This window comes from Microlunatus ginsengisoli, assembly GCF_039537205.1.
GTDB lineage: Bacteria > Actinomycetota > Actinomycetes > Propionibacteriales > Propionibacteriaceae > Microlunatus > Microlunatus ginsengisoli.
Genome location: NZ_BAABAB010000052.1, coordinates 72,135 through 94,534 on the forward strand (window position 1 = coordinate 72,135; position 22,400 = coordinate 94,534).

A 22,400-nucleotide genomic window follows, 5' to 3' on the forward strand; every position below is an offset into this window, starting at 1 on the left:
CAGCCAGGTCCGGGCGGACCACCGCGTACGCTCGCCGTTGTGCGTCACGCTACAGGCTCGCCCGCGCGCACGTTAGCCGAGGTCGGAGAGTTCGCCCTGATCGCGGCGATCACCGACGGGTTGCCGGCGGGGGACGCGGTGATCATCGGTCCGGGCGACGACGCGGCCGCCCTCGACCTGGGATCGCCGGTGCTCACCTCGATCGACCTGCTGGTCGAAGGAGTGCACTTTCGCCGCGACTGGTCGGACGCGCAGAGCGTGGGCCGGAAGGCGGTCGCGGTCAACGTGGCCGACATCGAAGCCATGGGCGGAACGGCTCGGGCGATCGTGGTCGGCTTCTCCGCGCCCGGCGATCTGGCCGCCGACTGGGCACTCGAGTTCGCGGCGGGGCTGCGCGAGGAGGCCGCGTACGCCGGGGTCAGCCTGGTCGGAGGCGACCTCACCCGGTCGACCCGGGACATCGCGATCGCGGTGACCGTGCTCGGCTCGGCAGCGGGACCCGTGGTGCGGCGGTCCGGCGCAGGCGCCGGGAACGTCGTCGCACTGATCGGCCGGACCGGCTGGGCGGCGGCCGGGCTGACCGTGCTCGGCCGCGGCTTCCGCTCGCCGCGGGCTGCGGTTGACGCCTACCGGGTGCCGGAGGTCCCGTACGGGGCCGGAGCGGTGGCCGCTGCCGCGGGCGCGACGGCCATGATCGACGTCTCCGACGGCCTGCTGGCCGACCTGGGCCACCTCGCCGACGCCTCCGGCGTCGTGATCGACCTCCGCCGGGACGCCTTCGAGATCCCCGAGCCGCTGCAGGTGGTGAGCGCCGCGACGGGCATCGATCCGTACGCGTTGGTGCTGACCGGCGGCGAGGACCACGCGCTCGCCGCGACCTTCCCCGCCGGTGCGGTGATTCCGGCCGAGTGGCGGGTGATCGGCACCGTTCGGGAGGCCAGCGGGTCCGACGAGGCTAACCGGTCCGACGAGGCCAACCGGTCCGACGAGGCCAACGGGGACAGCGGGTCCGACGGGTCGGTCGAGTCCGACGAGTCGGTCGGGGAGAGCGGGCCGCGGGTGCTGGTGGACGGGACACCGTGGGAGGGTGCGACCGGCTGGGACCACTTCCGGCCGGGCCAGCGAGGATCGCGGTGACGGCGCCGACAACTCCTGCCGCGGGCGGCTCGGACCGCGCGGCCGGGTCCGCCCCCAGCGTGCGGGTGCTGACCATCGCAGGCTCCGACTCCGGTGGTGGGGCCGGCATCCAGGCCGACCTGAAGACGATGCTGGCCCACGGCGTGCACGGGATGAGCGTGTTGACCGCGATCACGGCCCAGAACAGCGTCGGCGTGCAAGGGATCTGGCCGCTGCCGATCGAGGCCATCGAGGAGCAGTTCCGCAGCGTGGTCGACGATATCGGCGTCGACGCGATCAAGATCGGCATGCTCGGAAGTCCCGAGGTGGTCGAGTGTGTGGCCGAGTGCATCGGAGGCGTCGACGTACCGATCGTGCTCGACCCGGTGTCGGTCAGCAAGCACGGCGATCCGCTGCTGCATGCCTCGGCCGTGGCCGCGTTGCGCGACCGGCTGATGCCGCTCGCCACGGTGATCACCCCGAACCTGCCCGAGGCGGAGCTGCTGGCCGCGGCCGGACCGGGCTCGACGGAGCCGGAGGAACTGGCCCGCGTCCTGCTGACGTACGGACCGCCCTGGGTGCTGGTCAAGGGCGGACATCGGACCGGACCGCCGACCGACGTCCTGCTCGGGGCGGACGGTTCGACGTACCGCTTCACGGGGGAGCGGATCGACACGCCGCACACTCACGGAACCGGCTGCACCCTGGCGTCGGCGCTGGCCTGCCGGCTGGCGCTGGGCGACACCGTCCCCGGGGCCGTCGGCACGGCGAAGGCGTACGTCGCCGGTGCGATCCGGGCCGGGTTCCCGCTCGGCGCCGGGATCGGCCCGACCGACCACCTCTGGCAGCTCCGGTCGCACCTCCCGGGCTGACGCCAGCAGATTCCGGCCCCGGCGGGGGATTGCGGCGGTTGCGGGCCGGGAGGGCCCTCGAAAAATCCCGCCCCGGTGGGAATCTGGGGCGCCTCTGGGCCCGGATCAGCCCGACATTCCCGCCGCGGTGGGTCTCTGGGGCGCCTCTGGGTCCGGATCAGCCCGAAACTCCCGCCGCGGCCGGAATGATGGGCCCGGTCGGCGTGAGCAGCCCGAGAACCCCGCCCCGGCGGGAAGTTCGGGTGCCTCCGGGCCGGGAGTGCCCCGAAGAGCCCGCCATGGCCGGAAAATGCATCGCGGGGGACGGCCCGCTGTCAGTCGTCGAGACCGTAGCGGTCCTCCCAGCGGTCCTCGGCCCGATCGGATGCGTTGCCCTGGAACTTCTGGTCCGCGTTCGCGCCGCCGTTGAGGTAGTCGCGGCCACGACCGCCCTCGAGGAAGTCGTTCCCGCCGCGACCGTAGAGCCGGTCATCGCCCGAGTCGCCGTCCAGCTTGTCGTTGTTGCTGCCGCCGTCCAGCCGGTCCTTGCCGGACCCGCCCTCCAGCTCGTCCTTGCCCGAGCCGCCGTACAGCGTGTCGTTGCCGGAGTCGCCGTCGAGTTCGTCGTGCCCGGAGCCGCCGTCGATCCAGTCGTTGCCGGCACCGCCCTCGACCTCGTCGTTGCCGCCGCCGGCGCAGATGACGTCGTTCCCGCCGCGGCCGTCGATCTCGTCGTGGCCGCCCTTGGCCACGATCACGTCGCGGCCGGGCGTGCCGTTGATCTCCTCCGACCGGTCGGTGCCGACGATGGTCGCCCGCAGACCATGGCAGGTCGGCGAAGCGGCGGCGGCCGGCTGAGCGCCGAGCAGGCCGAGGACGCTGACGGTGAGCAGGCCGGCACCGAGGCCGGCGATGGTACGTCGCGGAGTGATCGACATCGTGGTGTCTCCTTCTGGCGGGTGGGGGTGTGATCAGTCGATCGCTCCGGGGTGAGCCGGCGGTGAGGCGCAGGTGAGAGAGTCCTCATCCCCGGTCGGGGCTCTACGGCGTGGAGCCGGGGTGTCTAGCGCCGTGATCACGTAACCTCACCCTCATGGCGACCCGCGCGTCTTCCCCACCGCGGTCTCGTAGCAATCCCGGCGCGTCCGGGAGCAGCCCGCGGTCGTCCGGAAGCAAGAAGTCCTCAGCCCAGCCCGCCGGCAGCAGGTCCGGCGCGAGCCGTGGCGCCCCGCAGCGGGGTGGATCCTCCGCGAAGGGTGGCCCAGCCCAGCGCAAGCCGGCCCCGGGCCGGGCCGGCCAGGGCAGCAGGTCCGGCCAAAGCAGCAGATCTGGCCAAAGCAATAGGTCTGGATCGCGCAAGCCCGCGGCGAAGGGTCGCGGCTCCGCCCGGCGCCCGCCGCGGACGCCGCTGCTGGTCCGGCTCGGGCACGGGCTGCGGGCCGGCTGGATCGGACTCGCGCACGCGCTCGGCGGCGCCACCCGCAGCGTCGGCGGGGGTGATCGCGATCTTGCCCCGGACCTGCGCCGCGACGGCGTCGGGCTGTTCCTGGTCGGTTGCGCCATCGTCATCGGCGCCACGTTCTGGTTCGGTCTGCCCGGACCGGTCGGCGCGGCGATCAAGGTCGGCGTTTCCAGCGTGATCGGCGCGCTCAGCTATGTCGCCCCGATCTTCCTGGTCGGGATGGCCTGGCGGACCATGCGCCATCCCGATCGCAACGGGCCCGGCGGGCGGCAGCTGGTCGGCTGGAGCGCGGTCACCATCGGCCTGCTCGGGCTGATCAACATCGCGCACGGGCTGCCGCGGACCAACGACCCGCAGGCGTTGCGCGAGGCGGGCGGGATCATCGGCTACATCGCCTCCAGCCTGCTCTCCGATCTGCTCTCGGTCTATGTCGCCGTGCCGTTGCTGGTCCTGCTGCTGATCTTCGGCATCATCGTGGTGGTGGGGATCCCGCTGTATCAGATCCCCGAGCGGCTGCGGGCCGTCCGTGATCGGATCCGGCCCGAACCGCGGGTGCTCGAGGGCGAGGTGATCGACCCCGGACAGATCGGCGTCGACGAGGCGTACGACACCCCGGTGATCACGAACCGGGCACCGGCCGAGTTGGAACCCGGTCCGGATGTCTACGACGTCGAGGTCGAACCGGAGAGGCTGGACGAGGCGCGGCCGGTCGCCGCGGGACCGGTCACAGCGGGGCTGGCGCCGGTGGCCGCGAAGGCGGCCGGCGACAAGAGTGCGGCGAGCGGTCTGGAGCCGCCGCCCCACACCCCGATCCCGCAACGGGTCGAGCAGTTGCAACTGTCCGGCGACGTGCAGTACGTGCTGCCGGATTCCGAGGTGCTCAAGCAGGGCAGCGTGCACAAGACCCGCACCACCGCGTCGGACGCGGTGGTCGGCCGGCTGACCGAGGTGCTCCGCCAGTTCGAGATCGACGCGACCGTCACCGGCTACACCCGCGGCCCGACCGTCACCCGCTACGAGGTCGAGCTCGGCCCGGCGGTGAAGGTGGAGAAGGTGACCGCGCTCAGCCGCAACATCGCGTACGCGGTCGCCAGCGCGGACGTACGCATCCTGTCACCGATCCCCGGGAAGTCCGCGATCGGCATCGAGATCCCCAACACCGACAAGGAGGTCGTCTCGCTCGGCGACGTGCTGCGCTCGACCACCGCCCGGAACGATCATCACGCGATGACGGTCGGGCTGGGCAAGGACGTCGAGGGCGGGTTCGTGGTCGCCAACCTGGCCAAGATGCCGCACCTGCTGGTCGCCGGGGCCACCGGCTCCGGCAAGTCCAGCTTCGTCAACTCGATGATCACCTCGATCCTGATGCGGTCCACCCCGGACGAGGTGCGGATGATGCTGGTCGACCCCAAGCGGGTCGAGCTGACCGCGTACGAGGGGGTGCCGCACCTGGTCACCCCCATCATCACCGTGCCGAAGAAGGCGGCCGAGGCGCTGCAGTGGGTGGTCCGCGAGATGGATCTGCGCTACGACGACCTGGCCGCGTTCGGCTTTCGCCACGTCGACGACTTCAACAAGGCGGTCCGGGCCGGCTCGGTCAAGCCGCCCGAGGGCTCGGAGCGGGTGCTCGCGCCCTATCCGTACCTGCTGGTGATCGTGGACGAGCTGGCCGACCTGATGATGGTGGCTCCGCGCGACGTCGAGGACTCGATCGTCCGGATCACGCAGCTGGCCCGGGCCGCGGGCATCCACTTGGTGCTGGCGACCCAGCGACCGAGCACCGACGTGGTGACCGGTCTGATCAAGGCCAACGTGCCGAGCCGGCTCGCGTTCGCCACCTCGTCGATGACCGACTCGCGGGTGATCCTCGACCAGCCGGGCGCGGAGAAGCTGGTCGGTCAGGGCGACGGACTGTTCCTGCCGATGGGCGCGTCCAAGCCGATCCGGATCCAGGGCGCCTGGGTGACCGAGAACGAGGTCCGCAGGGTCGTCGGTCACGTCACCGAGCAGCTCAAGCCCAGCTATCGCGAGGACGTCACCGCGCCCGCGGAGTCGGCGAGCAAGGTGGCCGAGGACATCGGCGACGATCTCGACCTGGTGCTGCAGGCCGTCGAGCTGGTGGTGACCCTGCAGCTCGGGTCGACGTCGATGCTGCAGCGCAAGCTCCGGGTCGGCTTCGCCAAGGCCGGCCGGCTGATGGACATCCTGGAGACCCGCGGTGTGGTCGGCCCGTCGGAGGGCTCGAAGCCCCGCGAGGTGCTGGTGAAGCCGGACGACCTCGACGAGGTGATGGACAACCTGCGGGCCGGCTGACCCTGAGCCGACCCCGGCCGGACCCTGGGTTCGCGCCGTCGACCTGGCGGACTCATACTCGCCTGCGTATATTCGTCTACGAATAACGGAGGTGGGACGATGGCGGCGCGGAAGGTCGGCAACCTGCTCGGTCTGGCCGTGCTGGCGGTGCTCGCCGAGCGTCCCATGCATCGCTACGAGATGGCATCGGTGATCCGCTCCCGCGGCAAGGACCGGCAGCTGGCGGTGAAGTGGGGCTCGCTGTACACCGTCGTGGACAACCTGGCCCGGCACGGCTTCATCGCCGTCGTCGGCACCGACCGCGACGGGGCACGGCCCGAGCGCACCATCTACCGGATCACCGAGGCGGGCGTCGGCGAGCTCCAGGACTGGGCCGCGCAGCTGCTGGCCGAGCCCGGTGGGGCGGCCGACCCGTTGGTCGCCGGGCTGTCGGTGCTCCCCGCGCTTTCGCCGGAGACGGCGATCGACCTGCTCGGGCGCCGCGTCGACGCGCTCGCCGAGCAGGCCGCCGACGTGCGCAGCCAACTGGTGCGAGACGCGCAGCACGTGCCACGGATGTTCCTGATCGAGGACGAGTACGCGCTCGCCCAGCTCGATGCCCAGCTCGCCTGGGTCCGCGGACTACGCGACGAGCTCGCCGCCGGCACGTTCCCGGACCTGGCCGAGTGGCGCCGGCTGCAGGCGGCAGGAATGCCCGGCCTGGACGCGCCGGGCCCGCACGACGACGAGGAGGCCCAGCCGTGACGAGTCGCTGACCGTCGGCGCCGGCTCGAGTGGCCGGCGGTGCGCCAACACCGCCGGCCGGCACCCTCGAACCGGCCGACCACATCCATGATCGAATCCGGCCGCGAGGCGGCAGCTCCACAGTACTGGTCAGGTCCGGATTCGACGTTCTCCCGGCGGTCGTCCGACCGCTCCATCCCTACGAATCCAGACGAGGAACCGACCATGCCCGACAACGACACCAACCGTCCTCTTCCGTCCACTCGACCGACCGGTCGACCCGACGCCCGTGTCCGCAGCGCCATCGTGATCGGCGGCGGCATCGCCGGCCCGGTGACCGCAGCCGCGTTGACCAGGGCCGGCATCGAGGCCGCCGTCTACGAGGCCTATCCCGAACCGAGTGGCGGCATCGGCGGCAGCCTGGCGCTGGCCCCGAACGGCGTCGCCGCGCTGGAGATCGTCGGCGCGGCCGATGCGGTCCGCGAACGCGCGCTGCCGATCACCGCCTCGTCGGTCTCGATCGCCGACCGTCCGCTCGGCGCGACCCCGTCGCTGCCGGATCTCGAACCGCTGCGGATGATCGGCCGCGGCCCGCTGCACGAGGCGTTGCGGACGGCGGCCCGGCAGGCCGGCGTCCCGCTGCACCACGGCCGCCGGCTGGTCGGGGTCGAGGAGGCACCGGACGGGGTCACCGCCCGGTTCGCCGACGGCTCGACCGCCACCGCCGACGTCCTGATCGGCGCGGACGGCGCGCGCTCGACCGTGCGAAGGCTGATCGACCCGCAGGCGCCCGCCGCCGACTACACCGGCATGCTCGGCTTCGAGGGCTTCGTCCCGCACGACGCGCTGCCCGCGAGACTCGACGTCGGTACGCCGGGGGAGATGGTGTTCGCGTTCGGTCGCCGGGCGTACTACCTGTACTGGCCGACACCGGACGGCGTCGGCTGGGGCGTGAACCTGCCCTCGGAGACCTACCTGTCCTATGCCGACGCCCGGCGGACGCCCGCCGAGGAGTGGCTCCGGATCATCCGCGAGCGCTACGCCGGCGACCGGCCGGGCGCGGCGCTGGCGGCCGGCACCGTGCCGGAGACGCTGCAGGTGGTCGGAGCGCTGCACATCATGCCGCCGGTGCCGCACTGGTCCCGGGGCCGGCTGGTGCTGGTGGGCGACGCCGTGCACGCGCCGTCGAACAGCACCGGGCAGGGCGCGTCGCTGGCGATCGAGAGCTCGATCGAGCTGGCCCGCTGCCTGCGCGACCTGCCCGATGCCGGCTCGGCGTTCGCGGCGTACGAGCGGCTGCGTCGCAACCGGGTCGAGACGATCGCCCGGCGGGGCGCCAAGCTGAACCACGCCAAGACGCCCGGACCGATCGCCCGGGCGCTGATGCGGCTGATCCTGCCGGCGATGCTGAACCGGACCAGCACCCTGGACGTGCTCGGCCGGGAGCAGCGGTTCCGGATCGACTGGGACGAGCCGGCGCGCCCCGAGGACCTGTCAGGTTCTCAGCGAGCCATAGCTCGCTGAGAACCTGACAACTCGGTGGAGGCTAGGCTGACGCCGTGATTCCCGTCCACCTGGTCAGCCTCGGTTGCGCCCGCAACGAGGTGGACTCCGAGGAGTTGGCCGCGCGGCTGGAGGACGGCGGGTTCGTCCTGGTCGACGACCCGACCGACGCGACCGCGGTGATGGTCAACACCTGCGGCTTCGTCGAGGCGGCCAAGAAGGACTCGGTGGACACGCTGCTGGCGGCGGCCGACCTGAAAGAGGACGGATCGGTTGCCGCCGTCGTCGCGGTCGGCTGCCTCGCCGAGCGCTACGGCGCCGAGCTCGCCGACGCGCTGCCCGAGGCCGATGCGGTGCTGGGTTTCGACAGCTACACCGACATCGCGTCGCGGTTGCAGGCGATCATCGCCGGCGACCGTCCCGCTGCCCACGTCCCGCGCGACCGCCGGACGCTGCTTCCGGTCACGCCAGTGGCCCGTCCGGCCGCCGCCGGACAGGTCAGCATCCCCGGCCACCACAGCTTCACCGACCTGCCGGACGGGGTGGCGCCGGCCAGCGGGCCCCGCCCGCACCGCCGCCGGTTCGGCGGCGGACCGACCGCGCCGCTGAAGATCGCGTCCGGCTGCGACCGGCGGTGCACGTTCTGCGCGATCCCGTCCTTCCGGGGCTCGTACGTGTCCCGCCCGCCGGCCGCGGTCGTTGCGGAGGCACGCTGGCTGGCCGGCCAGGGAGTCCGCGAGCTGTTCCTGGTGAGCGAGAACACGTCGTCCTACGGCAAGGATCTCGGCGACCTGCAGGCGCTGGAGAAGCTGCTGGCCGAGCTCGACCGGATCGACGGGATCGACTGGGTGCGGGTCTCCTACCTGCAACCGGCGGAGACCAGACCGAGCCTGGTGGGTGCGATCGCCGGCGGCGAGAAGGTCGTCCCGTACTTCGACCTGTCCTTCCAGCACGCCTCCCCGACCGTGCTGCGACGGATGCGCCGCTTCGGTGACGCCGACGCGTTCCTGGCGCTGATCGAGTCGATCCGGGCGCAGGCGCCGCAGGCCGGCATCCGCAGCAACGTGATCTGCGGATTCCCGGGCGAAACCGAAGACGATCTCGCGGTGCTGCACGACTTCTTGGCCGCCGCCCGGCTCGACGCCATCGGGGTCTTCGGCTACTCCGACGAGGACGGCACCGAGGCCGCGCGACTGGACCGGCAGCTGCCGACCGACGAGATCGAGGCCCGCCGATCGGCGACGGCCGATCTGGTCGACGAGCTGATGGCGCAACGCGCGGAGGAGCGGATCGGCGAGGAGGTCCGGGTGCTGGTCGAGCAGGACGGCAGCGACCAGACCGTCGGCATCGGGCGATCGGCCCACCAGGGTCCGGAGGTCGACGGCAGCACCGAGCTCCTCGGCGGTCCCTTCCCGGTCGGCAGGCTGGTGGAGGCGCTGGTGGTCGACTCGGTCGGTGCCGACCTGATGGCCGAGCCGATCACGGTCGACTCGATCACGGTCGACCCGGCGCGCGTCCGGACGGCTGGTGGCGACGTGACCCGGGACGGTGCGACCCGATGACCGCCCAGCAACCGGCGCCACCGGAGACCACGCCGTGGAACGTGCCGAACGCGCTGACCACGTTCCGGCTGATCCTGGTCCCCGTCTTCGCCTGGATGCTCCTGGTCCACCCGACCGGCACCGGCTGGCAGCTGGCCACCGCGCTGGTCTTCACCGTGGCGATCCTGACCGATCTGATCGACGGCCACCTCGCCCGCAAGTACGACATCGTCACCAAGTTCGGCAAGCTCGCCGACCCCATCGCCGACAAGGCGCTCACCGGGATGGCGTTCATCGGCCTGTCCATCAACGGCGAGCTGTGGTGGTGGGTGACCATCCTCATCCTCGTCCGCGAGTGGGGGATCACGCTGCTCCGCTTCTTGATGCTGAAGTACGGCGTGATGGCGGCCAACCGCGGCGGCAAGCTGAAGACGGTCACCCAGGCGGTGGCGGTGATCCTCTACCTGTTGCCGCTGCCGGGCTGGGCGGAGCCGGTCGCCTGGGTGGTGATGGGCATCGCCTTCCTGCTCACCATGGTCACCGGGTTGGACTACTGCTGGCAGGCCTGGAAGCTGCGCCGCGACGCGCTGCGTGCCGGCGCCGGCTGACGTGGTCGACGAGGAGTCGCTGGCCCGGGCGGTGATCTCGGCGCTCGCCGGCGACGGGTCGACGCTCGCCACCGCCGAGTCGCTGACCGGTGGCTGGATCGGCACGACCTTGACCGGCGTGCCGGGCGCGTCGGCGGTCTATCGGGGCGGGCTGATCACGTATGCGACCGAGCTGAAGGCAACCCTGGCCGGCGTCTCCGCGGCGACTCTGCGGCGCGACGGCCCGGTCGCTGCCAGCACGGCCGGCGAGCTGGCGCTCGGCGCGGCCCGCCGGTGCGAGGCGGACTGGGGGCTGGCGGTCACCGGTGTCGCCGGTCCGGAGTCGCAGGACGGGCACCCCGTCGGGCAGGTGTTCGTCGGCATCGCGCGGCGGGCCGGCGGGCCCGGCGGGGCCGGCGCGGCTTCGCAGACCGAGGACGTACGCGTGCAGGAGCTGGCGCTCGCGGGGTCACGGGCGGAGATCCGGCAGGCGACCGTCGTCGCCGCCCTGTCATTGCTGTTGGACGCGATCGAAGCCCGGAGGTCGGCGCGCTGAACCCGGCCCGTTCCTCCGGGAATGCTCGTCCGCCGGTCCGGCGTTGTACCTTTTCGTGACGACTTCCCAGGAATCGACGTCGACGCAACGAATTCGGATCGACCCGGTGACGACTCGTTCCACGTCGCGGCGGTCGCTGTCGACCGGTGGTGCAGGTGAGTACAGTTTGGTCATGGAACAGGACGCTCCGATGAAGCCGATGCTGATGCGCGAGCTCGTCGGTGAAGCGCTGCGCCAGGAACGGGTCACCCAGGGGCGCACGCTGCGCGAGGTGTCCAAGGCGGCGCGGGTGAGCCTGGGCTACCTGTCCGAGGTCGAGCGGGGCCAGAAGGAAGCCTCCAGCGAGTTGCTGGCGGCGATCTGTCGCGCACTCGATCTGCCGCTGTCGGTCGTGCTGACGATCGTGGCCGAGAAGCTGGCGTTGGCCGAACGGCTTGCGTCGGTGCCGACGATCCGGCCGATCGCGAGGGCCGCCGCCTAGGGCTTGCTGCGCGGGTGCCGGCCACGGACCGAATCGGTGCCGGCACCCCTGTCAGGACAGGGTCGCCGGCGGGCGTAGCCGCAGGCCCTGCGGTGTCATCTTGAAACCGGCGCCCTGCAGCGCATGGCTCACCGGGGCGGAGTCGAAGACGTGCTCGCCGTCGGCCCGTTCGACGGTCAACTTGCCGAGCAGCCCGCGGGTGACGGCCTGGGCCAGCGACTCGGCCGCCGGGCCGAGCACGGCTGCGTCGTCGGTGAAGGACAGCAGGGTCCGGCCGCCACGCTCGACGTAGAAGGTCAGCGCCCCGTCCACCAGCACGACCAGCGCCCCGGCCTTCCGGCCCGGACGATGACCCTCCCGATCTGGCCACGGCAGCGCCGCTCCGTACGGGTTTGCCGGCTCGGTTGCCGCCAGCACGAGCGGAACCGGCTCGGCGGCGGGCTGGATCGCCCGGCGTAACCGGTCGACCGCGCCGGGGAGGGCGAACTGGGCGGCGCCGAGACCCTCGACGAAATAGCCGCGACGGCACTGGCCGCCCTCCTCCAGCCGGCTCAGCGCCCGATAGGCCGGTCCGAAGCCTCCGCTCGGGTTCTCGGTGAGCACGCTGCCCCGGGTGACCAGGCCGTAGCGGTCCAGCTGGGCGAACACGTCCGCAGCCAGTCGCTCGGCCTCGCTGACCGGGTTGCGCTCCACCAAGGACCATCGCCCGACCGTCGTCGGTGAGCTGATCCGCGGCGCCCGAGCGGCTCGCAGGGCCGGCCGGGACCGGTGCGAGCGGGACGCCGCTCGCGGCGGCCGGCGCAGCGTGCCACCCGTGGTGAACTGTCGCACCGGCGCGAAGGTGTCCGAGCTGACCAGCCCGCACCAGACCAGGTCCCATAGGGCGGTGACATATTCCGAGCGGTCGGCGGCGGCCAAACCGGACGGCAGCAGACCGTCGAAGAAGTGCGCGCCGCCACCGCCGAGCGCGGCCAGCAACTCGTTGCCCCGGTAGCTGGCCGGCAGCGAACGGGCGGGCGGCGGCTCGATCTCGGCCGGATAGAGCCGGATCCAGCCGTCTCCGTCCGAGATCGGGCCGTCGCCGACCCAGCGCACCTCGCCGGAGCTGAGCAGCTCGTCCAGCATCGCGGGCTGGTAGTCGTTCACCCGCGCCGGCAAGACGACCGACTCGATCGAGCTGGCCGGCAGCGGATAACCCGCCAGCTGCTCGATCACCCCGAGCACGGCGTCGGCGCCGCGATTCTTGCCGCCGATGCCCTGCCAGGCGGGGAGGAACCGGGCGTAGGCCAGCTGCTCGACCGGTTCGACCTCCTTCCGCAACGCCGCCAGGGTCCGCCGCTTGATCAGCGCAAGGATCTTGCTGTGGCAGTACTGCCGGTGGCCCAGCTCGGCGCCCGGCACCGCGTCGATGCCCGGCACCGTGTCGACGAACTCGCCGGCGGTCAGCGTGCCGGCCGCGGTCAGCGCCTCGCAGGTCGCCTCGACCACCGAGCGGCCGAGCCCGTATCGGCGGGCGACGACCGACGGCGCGAACGGTCCGTGTGTCCGCGCCCAGCGCAGCACCAGGTCCTCGATCGGGTGCGCGGCCGGTGTGTCGAAGTCGGCGGCGACGCCGGGCGGAACCGGGATGCCGAGCCCGTCGCGAAGCCGCGGCACGTCCTCCACCACCGCGATCATGTCCACGCCGCCGATCCGGACCTCGACCAGCCGACGGGCACGCAGCAGCGTGTCGAGCGCCGGGCCGAGCGGCAGCTCGGGGCCACTGCGCAACGCGAGCTCGGTCCGGCTGAACGGTCCGGCCGTGCGGATCAGGTCGAACAGCTGCTCGGTGCTGGTCGCCTGCCGCTCGGTGCTGAGCCCCTGCAGATCGGCCTCGGTCGCCGCGATCACCGACGGGTCGAGCAACTGCTTCAGGCCGTCCTTGCCGAGCAGCTCGGCCAGCAGGGTGGCGTCGAGTGCGAGCGCTGCCGCCTTCCGTTCCGCCAGCGGCACGTCGCCCTCGTAGACGAAGGCGCCGACGTAGCCGAACAGCAGGGACTTGGCGAACGGGGACGGCTCGGTCGTCTCCACCTCGACCAGCGACACCGATCGGGCGGCGATCCGGCGCTGCAGATCGAGCAGCCCGTCGAGGTCGAAGACGTCGCTCAGGCACTCCCGCATGGTCTCCAGCACGATCGGGAACTCGGGGTAGCGGGCCGCGACGCTGAGCAGTTGGGCCGAACGCATCCGCTGCTGCCACAGCGGGGTCCGCGACCGGGGATCACGGCGCGGGAGGAGCAGTGCCCGGGCGGCGCACTCGCGGAACCGGGCGGCGAACAGGGCCGACGCACCGACCTCTTCGGTGACGATCGCCTCGAGCTCGTCGGGATCGACGACCAGCAGCTCGGCGCTCGGCGGATGCGTCTCGGTGTCGGGGATCCGGAGCACGATCCCGTCGTTGGTGGCGGTCGCCTGGACCTCCATCCCGTAGCGCTCTCGCGCGGACCGCTCGATCGCCAGCGACCAGGGCGCGAGCACCCCCGCACCCAGCGGTGAGTGCACACAGACCCGCCAGTCGCCCAGCTCGTCGCGGAACCGCTCGAAGACGATCGTCTGGTCCGTCGGCAGGGCGCCGAGCGCTGCCTGCTCACCGAGATAGCTGACCAGATTCGCGGCGGCGAACGGGTCCAAGCCGGCCTCGGCGAGCCGGTCACGGGCGCGGTCGGGCGGCAGCGCGGCAAGAGTGCGGACGAATTCGCCGAATGCGACGCCCAGCTCCACGGGTCGGGCTGGGGAGTCGCCCTTCCAGAACGGCAGCCGGCCGGGGCTGCCCGGTGCGGGGGAGACGAGAACCTGGTCGTGGGTGATCTGTTCGACCCGCCAGCTCGTCGTGCCGAGGGTGAAGACATCCCCGACCCGGGTCTCGTAGACCATCTCCTCGTCCAGCTCGCCGACCCGGCGGCCGGGGGAGTGCTTGCCCGAGGCGGTGCCCTCGCCGACCAGGAACACACCGAACAGGCCGCGGTCGGGGATCGTGCCGCCCGAGGTGACGGCGAGTCGCTGCGCGCCAGGCCGCGCGGTGATCGCGCCGGTGTCGCGCTGCCAGACCACCCGGGGCCGCAGCTCGGCAAAGTCCTCCGAGGGATAGCGGCCGCTCAGCATGTCCAGCACGGCGTCGTACGCACTCCGGGGCAGGTCCGCATACGGCGCCGCGCGGCGGCAGAGGGCGTAGAGGTCGTCGGCACTCCACTCCTCGACGGCGACCGCGGCCACGAGCTGTTGCGCCAGCACGTCCAACGGGTTGCGCAGCTCGGCGACTTCCTCGATCGCGCCCGCTCGCATCCGCTCGACCACGACCGCCGACTCGACGAGGTCGCCGCGGTGCTTGGGGAAGAACACCCCGCGGGAGGTCGCGCCCACCTGATGGCCCGCCCGGCCGACCCGCTGCAGCCCGCTGGCCACCGACGGCGGCGCCTCGACCTGGACGACCACGTCGACCGCGCCCATGTCGATGCCGAGCTCGAGCGAGGAGGTCGCGACCACGCACGGCAGCTGCCCCGACTTCAGGTCGGCCTCGATCTGGGCCCGCTGCTCCTTGCTGACCGAGCCGTGATGGGCGCGGGCGATCACGGCCGTACGCGTCCCGTCCAGGCCGGCGGACGCGCCCGACTGGGCCATGATCTCGGCCGGTGGGTCGAACTCCTCGGCCGCCTCACCGACCCGCTCGGCGTGCAACTCGTTCAGGTGCGCGGTGATCCGCTCGGCCAGCCGCCGCGAGTTGGCGAAGACGATGGTGGACCGGTGGGCCTCGATCAGGTCGAGGATCTTGTTCTCCACGTGCGGCCAGATGGACGGCCGGCTCGCCGGAGGACCGTCGTCGTCCAGGCTCGGCGTCGGCACCGACGCGGTCGCGCCCAGCTCGCTCATGTCTTCGACCGGGACGACGACCTCCAGGTCCCACGACTTCTCTGCCGGTGGTGAGATCACCCGGACCGGGTCGGGACCGCCGAGGAACCGAGCGACCCGCTCGGGCGGGCGAACGGTCGCCGACAGCCCGATCCGCTGGATCGGGGCGGGCTCGGCACCCTGCTCGGCCGCCGTCTCGGCGGTGAGCGCTGCCAGCCGTTCGAGGGACAGTGCCAGATGGGCGCCGCGCTTGGTGCCTGCGAGCGCGTGGACCTCGTCGACGATGACCGTCCGGACATAGCGCAGCGAGTCCCGTGCCGCCGAACTGAGCATCAGGAACAACGACTCGGGAGTGGTGATCAAGATGTCCGGCGGCCGGCTGGCGATTGCCCGGCGGTCGGCCGCGGAGGTATCGCCGGAGCGGACGCCGACGGTGATCGTCGGCGGCGTTTGGCCGATTCGGAGCGCAGTCTGGGTGATCCCGGCCAGCGGGGCGCGGAGGTTCCGCTCGACATCGACCGCGAGCGCCTTCAGCGGGGACACATACAGCACCCGGCAGCGCTGCTTGCTCGGCACCGGGCCCGACCGGGTCAGGTCGTCCAGCGCCCAGAGAAAAGCCGCCAGCGTCTTGCCAGAGCCGGTCGGTGCGATCACCAGGGCGTTCTCGCCGGCGGCAACCGTCTGCCAGGCGCCGCGCTGGGCCGCCGTCGGCGCGGCGAACACCTCCCGGAACCACGTGCTCGTGGCCGGGGAGAACACCTCCAGCGGGTCAGCCGATGACATGCGCTCCATCTTGCATCGCCCTACCGACAGTTCTGTCCGAGCAGTGCACCGAGGCTCGTGCCGCCCAGGCCGCACCCACGGTCGCTTCACACCCCTGACTGTCGGTGTGAGGCGAGCGGTGGAGCGACGTGGATGGCCGATGCCGGATCCGGGCTACGGTTGGCCGCGACGCGGCGACGCGATCGCGGCCGGCGTTCGACGCGAGCGAGGGGATGGATGAAGGAAACCGAGTTGTGGCAGCGGATGCGCGAGCACCTGGGCGACGGGTACTACCGGGTCTGGGCCGGTGAGCACCATCTGACCTCGCTCGGCGGCCGGACCGTGAACCAGGCCGTCGACGACGGTCTGCCGGCCAAGACCATCTGGCGCGCGGTCTGGGCCGCGCTGGAGCTACCCGACCGCGAGCGCTGAACTCCTCAGCCCGCCGGGCGCCACTGAGGGTCGCGGCCGGCGGCCCCGAGGGCCTTGTCGAAGCTGGAGGCGGCGCCGTCGACCGAGACCTCAGGCCCGTACGCTCCCATCTTGCGGCCCAGTTCCGCCGACGACGTGACCGCGCTCAACAGCTCGTCGCCGATCTGGTCCGGCACGCTGACCGCCCGGCCGGCGGCGGTGGCCACATCCCAGCCGTGCACCATCACCTCGACGAACGCCATCTCACCGATCGAGCCGGCGGGCTGCTCGCCGCCGCCGAGGTCGAGCGAGCCCTGCCAGGCGGCGTCGTCGTCCCAGGCCGCGGCGGTGGCCTCCAGCTGGTCGGCGAGCCGCTCCGGCCAGGAGCCGTCGAAGGCCTCGGTCCGGCTGCCCCACGGGTCGTCCGGATCGAGACCCTCCTTGGCGGCCAGCCGGGCCAGCGCGGCGGTGGTGCCGAGGGCATGGTTCACCAGCGTCTCGAGGTCGAAGTCGGCACAGGGGGTAGCGGTCGACGCGTCGGTGTCCGGGTCGATGACGCGGATGGCGGTCGCGATGGTGGCGGCGCCGTCGGTGATGGCCTGTCGATTGCTCATTGTGCAAAGTCAACACCGCTTCCGAGGTTGCGCCTTGGAGTTTCGCGACGCGTGTGTCGTGGGGAGCGGCTGGCCGGGCGACCCGAATCGGGTTCGGCAAACGGACGAGAAGAACCGGATCCGTCGGCGTGGCGCACTGTTTCTTCGAACACCTGTTCGGTAGGTTATCCACCGAATAGAGAGCGTCGGAACGTTATCCACAGGAAACGGACGAGGCCGAACGATTGTCGGTGCTGGTTCTTAGAGTGCCAGTGACGGAAGAAGCAAGACCCACAACCACGTGCACTCAGGCCGCCGCACCGCGGCGGTGACAGGAAGGACGGACAGGATGCCCGTAGAGGATCGCGAGAAGGCGCTCGAGTCGGCTCTCGCCCAGATCGACAAGCAGTTCGGCAAGGGCTCGGTGATGCGCCTCGGCGACGAGGTGCGGGCACCGATCGAGGTGATCCCGACCGGGTCGATCGCCCTGGACGTCGCCCTCGGCATCGGCGGCCTGCCGCGCGGCCGGGTGGTGGAGATCTACGGACCGGAGTCGAGCGGCAAGACCACGGTCGCGTTGCACGCGATCGCCAATGCGCAGGTGGCCGGCGGGATCTGTGCCTTCATCGACGCCGAGCACGCCCTCGACCCGGAGTATGCGGCGAAGCTCGGGGTCGACACCGACGCCCTGCTGGTCAGCCAGCCCGACAACGGCGAGCAGGCGCTGGAGATCGCGGACATGCTGGTCCGCTCCGGCGCGCTGACGCTGATCGTGATCGACTCGGTGGCCGCGCTGACGCCCAAGGCCGAGATCGAGGGCGAGATGGGTGACAGCCACGTCGGTCTGCAGGCGCGTCTGATGAGTCAGGCGCTGCGCAAGATGACCGGCGCTCTCAGTGGTGCCGGCACGACCGCGATCTTCATCAACCAGCTGCGCGAGAAGATCGGGGTGATGTTCGGCTCGCCGGAGACCACCACCGGCGGCCGTGCCCTGAAGTTCTATTCCTCGGTGCGCCTCGACGTCCGCCGGATCGAGACCCTCAAGGACGGCCAGGACATGGTCGGCAACCGGACCCGGGTCAAGGTCGTCAAGAACAAGGTGGCGCCTCCGTTCAAGCAGGCCGAGTTCGACATCCTGTACGGCCGGGGTATCAGTCGTGAGGGCAGCCTGATCGACCTCGGTGTCGACACCGGTCTGGTCCGCAAGGCCGGGGCCTGGTTCACCTACGAAGCCGACCAGCTCGGGCAAGGCAAGGAGAACGCCCGGAACTACCTCAAGGCCAATCCGGATCTCGCGAACGAGCTGGAGAAGCGGATCAAGGAGCGGATGGGGATCGGTCCGCAGCTCGACGTCCCGGCCGGCATCGATCCGGTGACCGGCGAGGTCGAGTTCTGAGCCGATGACGCCCGACCCGGTCCAGCAGGCTCGAGACTGGCTGCTCCGCCAGACCGGACCGTCCGGCCCGAGCGATCGCGGCGATCCCGGGGCGGGTGGCGCGGGTGCGGGGACGTCGGAAATGTCGGCGTCGGCGTCGGCCCGACCCGTGGCTCGACCTCGACCCGAACCTCGGCCTCGATCCGAGGTCGGGGAGGTGGCCGGCGGCCGGTCGAGCAGTGAGTGGTCGGACGCCCGGCAGCCGCGCGGCCGGCGTCCGGGTGACCCGGATCCCGGCGGCGAGAGATCGACCGACCGTCATTCGACCGACCATCCATCGACCGACCATCCGTCGCACGGCGAGCAACCGGGCGGCCAGCAACCGGGCGGCCAGCAACCGGGCGGCCACCTACCGAGCGGCCAGCTACCGGGCGGCCAGCTACCGGGCGGCCAGCTACCGAGCGGCCAGCTACCGAGCGGCCAGCTACCGAGCGGCGCGACGGATCCGGACGCCGACCCGGCGGCCGTGGCGCGCAGCATCGTGGTCCGCAAACTCACGGCCCAGGACCGCACCAGGCACGAACTGGCGACCGCACTGGCGGGCAAGAACGTGCCCCGGGAGGTGGCCGAGGAGGTGCTCGACCGGTTCGAGGAGATCGGGCTGGTCGACGACGAGTCCTTCGCCCGCCGGTGGGTCGAGTCGCGTCAGGTCCGGCGGCACCGGTCGCGAACGATGCTGCGACGCGAGCTCGCGGGCAAGGGCGTCGATCGCGCGGTCGTGGAAGAGGCGCTCGCGAGGGTCAGCACGGAGGACGAGTCCGCCGCCGCCCGGGCCTACGTCGAGAAGGTCGCGGGATCGATGTCCGGTCTCGACCCCGCCGTCCGGCGACGCCGGCTCGCCGACCGGCTCGCGCGGCGCGGATTCGGCGCCGAGACAATCGGCCGGATTCTGAAAGATACCGATGACCTCGGTCTTTGATGGACCACAGTTGTGCTTGACCCGGCTGCAGGGGCCACCTAGTCTGCAGACAGCGAGGTATCGCTACAACGCTTGTTTGATATGACCTGATAAGCGCGGAATGAACCGCGGCTGAGACTGCTCGAACGCAATTCTTCTCGGGAAGAAGGGGAGGACCGCCTCTCTCGTTGGCCCCGTCGCACCGTCGGCGGGATCGCCGGAGCCGAGCCTCCGGCGGATCTTGCGTTGTTGTGATCCCTCGTCCGAGGCACGCGCACGCGTGTGGACAAGGAGCGCAGCAGATATGACTGGGGCTTTCGAAGCATTGGTGCTCGGTGGCCTGGCCGTGCTGATCGCCGTCGTCGCCGTTGTCGCGGTGGTGGTGATCCGTCGCCAGCCCGGCGGGCCGGCCGGCCGGCGCGGACTGGTGGAGCTCGATCAGGATTCGCGTACGCCGACGCCGCGGACCATCGACCAGGCCGCCGTCAGCGAGCGCGAGGCGCAGCTGGCCGACGCGGAGCAGAAGCTGTTCGCTCGGCGCGAGGCCGCCGAGGCCGAGGTCGGGGAGTTGCAGACTCGGGCCGAGGACCTGATGCGCGCTGCGCAGGCGTCGCGGGCGGAGGCGGAGGCCGAGGCGGCCACCCGGCGGAACGAGCTGCGCGAGCAGCGCAACGACCTGGAGCGGCGCGAGCAGCGGCTGGCCGACCGGGAGGAGCGGCTGGACGCCGAGGCGCGCGGGCTGGACGACCGGGCTCATCAGCTGGACGACCAGAAGGCGGAGCTGAAACGGCAGCGTCGCGAGCTCGCCGAGGCCGAGGGCGAACACCTCGCCGCGCTGGAGCGGGTGGCCGGGCTCACCGCCGAACAGGCGAAGGCGGAGCTGGTGTCGGCCGTCGAGCACGAGGCCAAGCGGCAGGCCGTACTGGTCGCGCGTGACATCGAGCGGCAGGCCGCGCGGGAGGCGGAGAGCAAGGCGCAGACCATTGTCGTCGACGCCATCCAGCGGGTCGCCTCCGAGCAGACCTCGGAGTCGGTGGTTTCGGCCGTGCATCTGCCCGGCGACGAGATGAAGGGGCGGATCATCGGCCGTGAGGGCCGCAACATCCGCGCGTTCGAGCAGGTCACCGGCGTCAACGTGATGATCGACGACACCCCGGAGTCGGTGCTGCTGTCCTGCTTCGACCCGGTCCGGCGCGAGACCGCGCGGATTACCCTGACCGAGCTGGTCAAGGACGGCCGGATCCATCCGGCGCGGATCGAGGAGGTGCACGAGCGGAGCAAGTCCAAGATCCAGCAGCTGTGCCTGACCGCCGCGGAGGACGCGCTCGCGGAGGTCGGCATCTCCGACCTCAACCCGGCGCTGGTGCCGATCCTCGGCAAGCTGCGCTACCGGACGTCGTACGGCCAGAACGTGCTGAAGCACCTGATCGAGTCCGCCCACATCGCCGGACTGATGGCAGCCGAGCTGAGGCTGGACGTCGCGCAGTGCAAGCGGGCGGCGTTCCTGCACGACATCGGCAAGGCGCTCACCCACGAGGTCGAGGGCTCGCACGCGCTGATCGGCGCGGACTTGGCTCGTAAGTACGGTGAGCATCCCGACGTCGTGCACGCCATCGAGGCGCACCACAACGAGGTCGAGGTGCATTCGGTGGAGGCCGTGCTGGTGCAAGCCGCCGACGCGATCAGCGGCAGCCGGCCAGGCGCGCGGCGGGAGAGCATCGAGGCGTACGTCCAGCGGCTGGAGCGGCTCGAGCACATCGCCGGCGTCCACGACGGCGTGGACAAGGTGTTCGCGATGCAGGCCGGACGGGAGCTGCGGGTGATGGTCGTCCCCGAGCAGGTCGATGACATCGCCGCCCAGGTGATGGCGCGCGACATCGCCAAGCAGATCGAGGAGGAGCTGACCTATCCGGGCCAGATCCGGATCACCGTGGTCCGCGAGTCCAGGGCGACCGAGACGGCCCGGTGACCGGCCGGCCGGGCTCGGCGCCGGCCGGTCCGGACGCGCACTTCGACGTCGACCGGATCCGCGCCGACTTCCCCGCGCTCGCCGCCGGCTCTGCCCACTTCGACTCGCCCGGCGGCACCCAGACCCCGGCCGTGGTGGCCGCCGCGATCGCGCGGACCCTGTCGGAGCCGCTGGCGAACCGCGGACCGGACACCCCGGCGGCCCGCAACGCCGAGCGGGCGGTGTTCGACTTCCGCCGCGCCGTCGCCGATTTCGTGCGCGGAGACCCCCGTGGGGTGGTCTTCGGCCGGAGCGCGACCGAGCTGACCATGACCATGGCGCGGACGCTGGCCTCGACCTGGGCCGCCGGCGACGAGGTGATCGTCAGCCGGCTCGACCACGACGCGAACATCCGGCCGTGGCTGATCGCCGTCGAGCGGGTGGGCGCGGTCGTGCGCTGGGCCGACTTCGACCCGGCCACCGGAGCGCTGCCGACCGAGGCGGTCACCGACCTGCTGACCGAACGGACCCGGGTGGTCGCGATCACCGCGGCCAGCAACTTGATCGGCACCCGACCCGACGTCGCGGCGATCGCGGACCGCGCACACGCCGCCGGTGCGTATGTCTATGTCGACGGCGTGCACTACGCCTCGCACCTGCCGGTCGACGTGGCCGCGCTGGGCGCCGACTTCTTCGTCTGCTCGCCGTACAAGTTCTTCGGGCCGCATCACGGCGTGCTGGTCACCGACCCCGGACTGCTGGAAACGTTGCGTCCGGACAAGCTGCTGCCGTCGACCGACGCGGTCCCGGAGCGGTTCGAGCTGGGCACCCTGCCGTACGAGCTGCTGGCCGGCACCACCGCCGCGATCGACTACCTAGCCGCGATGGTGCCCGGGAGCGGAAGCCGTCGCGAACGGCTGGCCGGTTCGATCGCTGCCGCGGAGGCGCATCAGGTGGGGTCGAGCCGGGCGCTGCGTGCCGGTCTGCTGGAGCGTGGCGCCGTGTTGCACGGCGCCGATGCGCCCTGCCGGACCTCGACGCTGCTCTTCGACCTGCCCGGCTGGGCGGCGCCCGACCTCGCCGGCCGGCTCGCCGAACGCGGGGTCAGTGCTCCGGCGGGCAGCTTCTATGCCGTCGAGGCGTCTCGGCACCTCGGGCTCGGCGACGGGGGTGCGGTCCGGGTCGGGCTGGCGCCCTACACCTGTGCCGAGGACGTACGTCGGCTGCTGGCCGCGCTGGACGACCTGCCCGACCGCGGCTGAGCCGCTTCGCGGCCGACCGACGCCTACGACAGCCGCAAGCCACCGCCCGCAGCTCCCGGCTCCGTGGCGGCCG

The 22,400-nt window shown here is 71.8% G+C and carries 17 protein-coding genes; 14 read left to right on the forward strand and 3 right to left on the reverse strand.

Translation table 11 applies throughout. The features are described from left to right. Positions 1-39 precede the first annotated feature (39 nt). Positions 40-1,137, forward strand: a complete 1,098-nt coding sequence (locus ABD747_RS25450) for a thiamine-phosphate kinase (RefSeq protein ID WP_344809958.1) — start codon at positions 40-42, stop codon at positions 1,135-1,137. After that, a complete protein-coding gene (gene thiD, locus ABD747_RS25455; protein WP_344809959.1) occupies positions 1,134-1,988 on the forward strand; it encodes a bifunctional hydroxymethylpyrimidine kinase/phosphomethylpyrimidine kinase in 855 nt (284 codons plus the stop codon). The genes ABD747_RS25450 and thiD overlap by 4 nt, the downstream gene beginning before the upstream one ends. Positions 1,989-2,302: 314 nt before the next feature. On the opposite strand, the gene ABD747_RS25460 is transcribed toward thiD, so the two are convergent. Further along, positions 2,303-2,905 carry a calcium-binding protein gene (locus ABD747_RS25460; protein WP_344809960.1) on the reverse strand — a complete coding sequence of 201 codons (603 nt, stop codon included), beginning with the start codon at positions 2,903-2,905 and terminating at the stop codon, positions 2,303-2,305. A gap of 155 nt (positions 2,906-3,060) precedes the next feature. On the opposite strand from ABD747_RS25460, the gene ABD747_RS25465 reads away from it, so the two are divergent. The 7 genes from ABD747_RS25465 (at position 3,061) to ABD747_RS25495 (ending at position 11,133) form a co-directional block, all read left to right on the forward strand. Further along, positions 3,061-5,742 carry an FtsK/SpoIIIE family DNA translocase gene (locus ABD747_RS25465; protein ID WP_344809961.1) on the forward strand — a complete coding sequence of 894 codons (2,682 nt, stop codon included), beginning with the start codon at positions 3,061-3,063 and terminating at the stop codon, positions 5,740-5,742. A gap of 99 nt (positions 5,743-5,841) precedes the next feature. Beyond that, on the forward strand, positions 5,842-6,486 hold the full coding sequence (locus ABD747_RS25470; protein WP_344809962.1) for a PadR family transcriptional regulator: 645 nt from the start codon (positions 5,842-5,844) through the stop codon (positions 6,484-6,486). Between the two features lie 204 nt (positions 6,487-6,690). Next, positions 6,691-7,989 (forward strand): FAD-dependent oxidoreductase, encoded by a 1,299-nt coding sequence (locus ABD747_RS25475; RefSeq protein ID WP_344809963.1) that lies wholly within the window; start codon positions 6,691-6,693, stop codon positions 7,987-7,989. Positions 7,990-8,027: 38 nt separating this feature from the next. Then, positions 8,028-9,530: a 30S ribosomal protein S12 methylthiotransferase RimO gene (gene rimO / locus ABD747_RS25480; RefSeq protein WP_344809994.1), complete on the forward strand. Its 1,503-nt coding sequence runs from the start codon at positions 8,028-8,030 to the stop codon at positions 9,528-9,530. Further along, entirely contained in the window at positions 9,527-10,117 is a 591-nt protein-coding gene (gene pgsA, locus ABD747_RS25485) for a CDP-diacylglycerol--glycerol-3-phosphate 3-phosphatidyltransferase (protein WP_344809964.1), read from the forward strand. Before rimO ends, pgsA begins: the two co-directional genes overlap by 4 nt. Further along, positions 10,101-10,652 (forward strand): CinA family protein, encoded by a 552-nt coding sequence (locus ABD747_RS25490; protein WP_344809965.1) that lies wholly within the window; start codon positions 10,101-10,103, stop codon positions 10,650-10,652. The genes pgsA and ABD747_RS25490 overlap by 17 nt, the downstream gene beginning before the upstream one ends. Positions 10,653-10,842: 190 nt before the next feature. Beyond that, on the forward strand, positions 10,843-11,133 hold the full coding sequence (locus ABD747_RS25495) for a helix-turn-helix domain-containing protein (RefSeq protein WP_344809995.1): 291 nt from the start codon (positions 10,843-10,845) through the stop codon (positions 11,131-11,133). Between the two features lie 51 nt (positions 11,134-11,184). On the opposite strand, the gene ABD747_RS25500 is transcribed toward ABD747_RS25495, so the two are convergent. Next, the gene (locus tag ABD747_RS25500) at positions 11,185-15,810 is read right to left on the reverse strand and encodes an ATP-dependent helicase (protein ID WP_425562585.1); all 4,626 of its coding nucleotides are present in this window, start codon (positions 15,808-15,810) and stop codon (positions 11,185-11,187) included. A gap of 207 nt (positions 15,811-16,017) precedes the next feature. On the opposite strand from ABD747_RS25500, the gene ABD747_RS25505 reads away from it, so the two are divergent. Continuing rightward, the gene (locus tag ABD747_RS25505) at positions 16,018-16,212 is read left to right on the forward strand and encodes a DUF3046 domain-containing protein (RefSeq protein WP_344809967.1); all 195 of its coding nucleotides are present in this window, start codon (positions 16,018-16,020) and stop codon (positions 16,210-16,212) included. A 5-nt stretch (positions 16,213-16,217) separates the two neighbouring features. Here ABD747_RS25505 and ABD747_RS25510 read toward each other — a convergent pair whose 3' ends face one another. Then, the gene (locus ABD747_RS25510) at positions 16,218-16,805 is read right to left on the reverse strand and encodes a TIGR03086 family metal-binding protein (protein ID WP_344809968.1); all 588 of its coding nucleotides are present in this window, start codon (positions 16,803-16,805) and stop codon (positions 16,218-16,220) included. Between the two features lie 328 nt (positions 16,806-17,133). Here ABD747_RS25510 and recA point away from each other — a divergent pair, with 328 nt between their 5' ends. From recA to ABD747_RS25530, 4 genes are all read left to right on the forward strand, one after another. Continuing rightward, positions 17,134-18,180: a recombinase RecA gene (gene recA, locus ABD747_RS25515; protein WP_344809969.1), complete on the forward strand. Its 1,047-nt coding sequence runs from the start codon at positions 17,134-17,136 to the stop codon at positions 18,178-18,180. A gap of 196 nt (positions 18,181-18,376) precedes the next feature. Then, on the forward strand, positions 18,377-19,138 hold the full coding sequence (locus tag ABD747_RS25520) for a regulatory protein RecX (RefSeq protein ID WP_344809970.1): 762 nt from the start codon (positions 18,377-18,379) through the stop codon (positions 19,136-19,138). 283 nt (positions 19,139-19,421) lie between these two features. Further along, a complete protein-coding gene (rny, locus tag ABD747_RS25525; RefSeq protein ID WP_344809971.1) occupies positions 19,422-21,086 on the forward strand; it encodes a ribonuclease Y in 1,665 nt (554 codons plus the stop codon). Then, positions 21,083-22,327: a cysteine desulfurase-like protein gene (locus tag ABD747_RS25530; protein ID WP_344809972.1), complete on the forward strand. Its 1,245-nt coding sequence runs from the start codon at positions 21,083-21,085 to the stop codon at positions 22,325-22,327. Before rny ends, ABD747_RS25530 begins: the two co-directional genes overlap by 4 nt. The last annotated feature ends 73 nt before the right edge of the window (positions 22,328-22,400 follow it).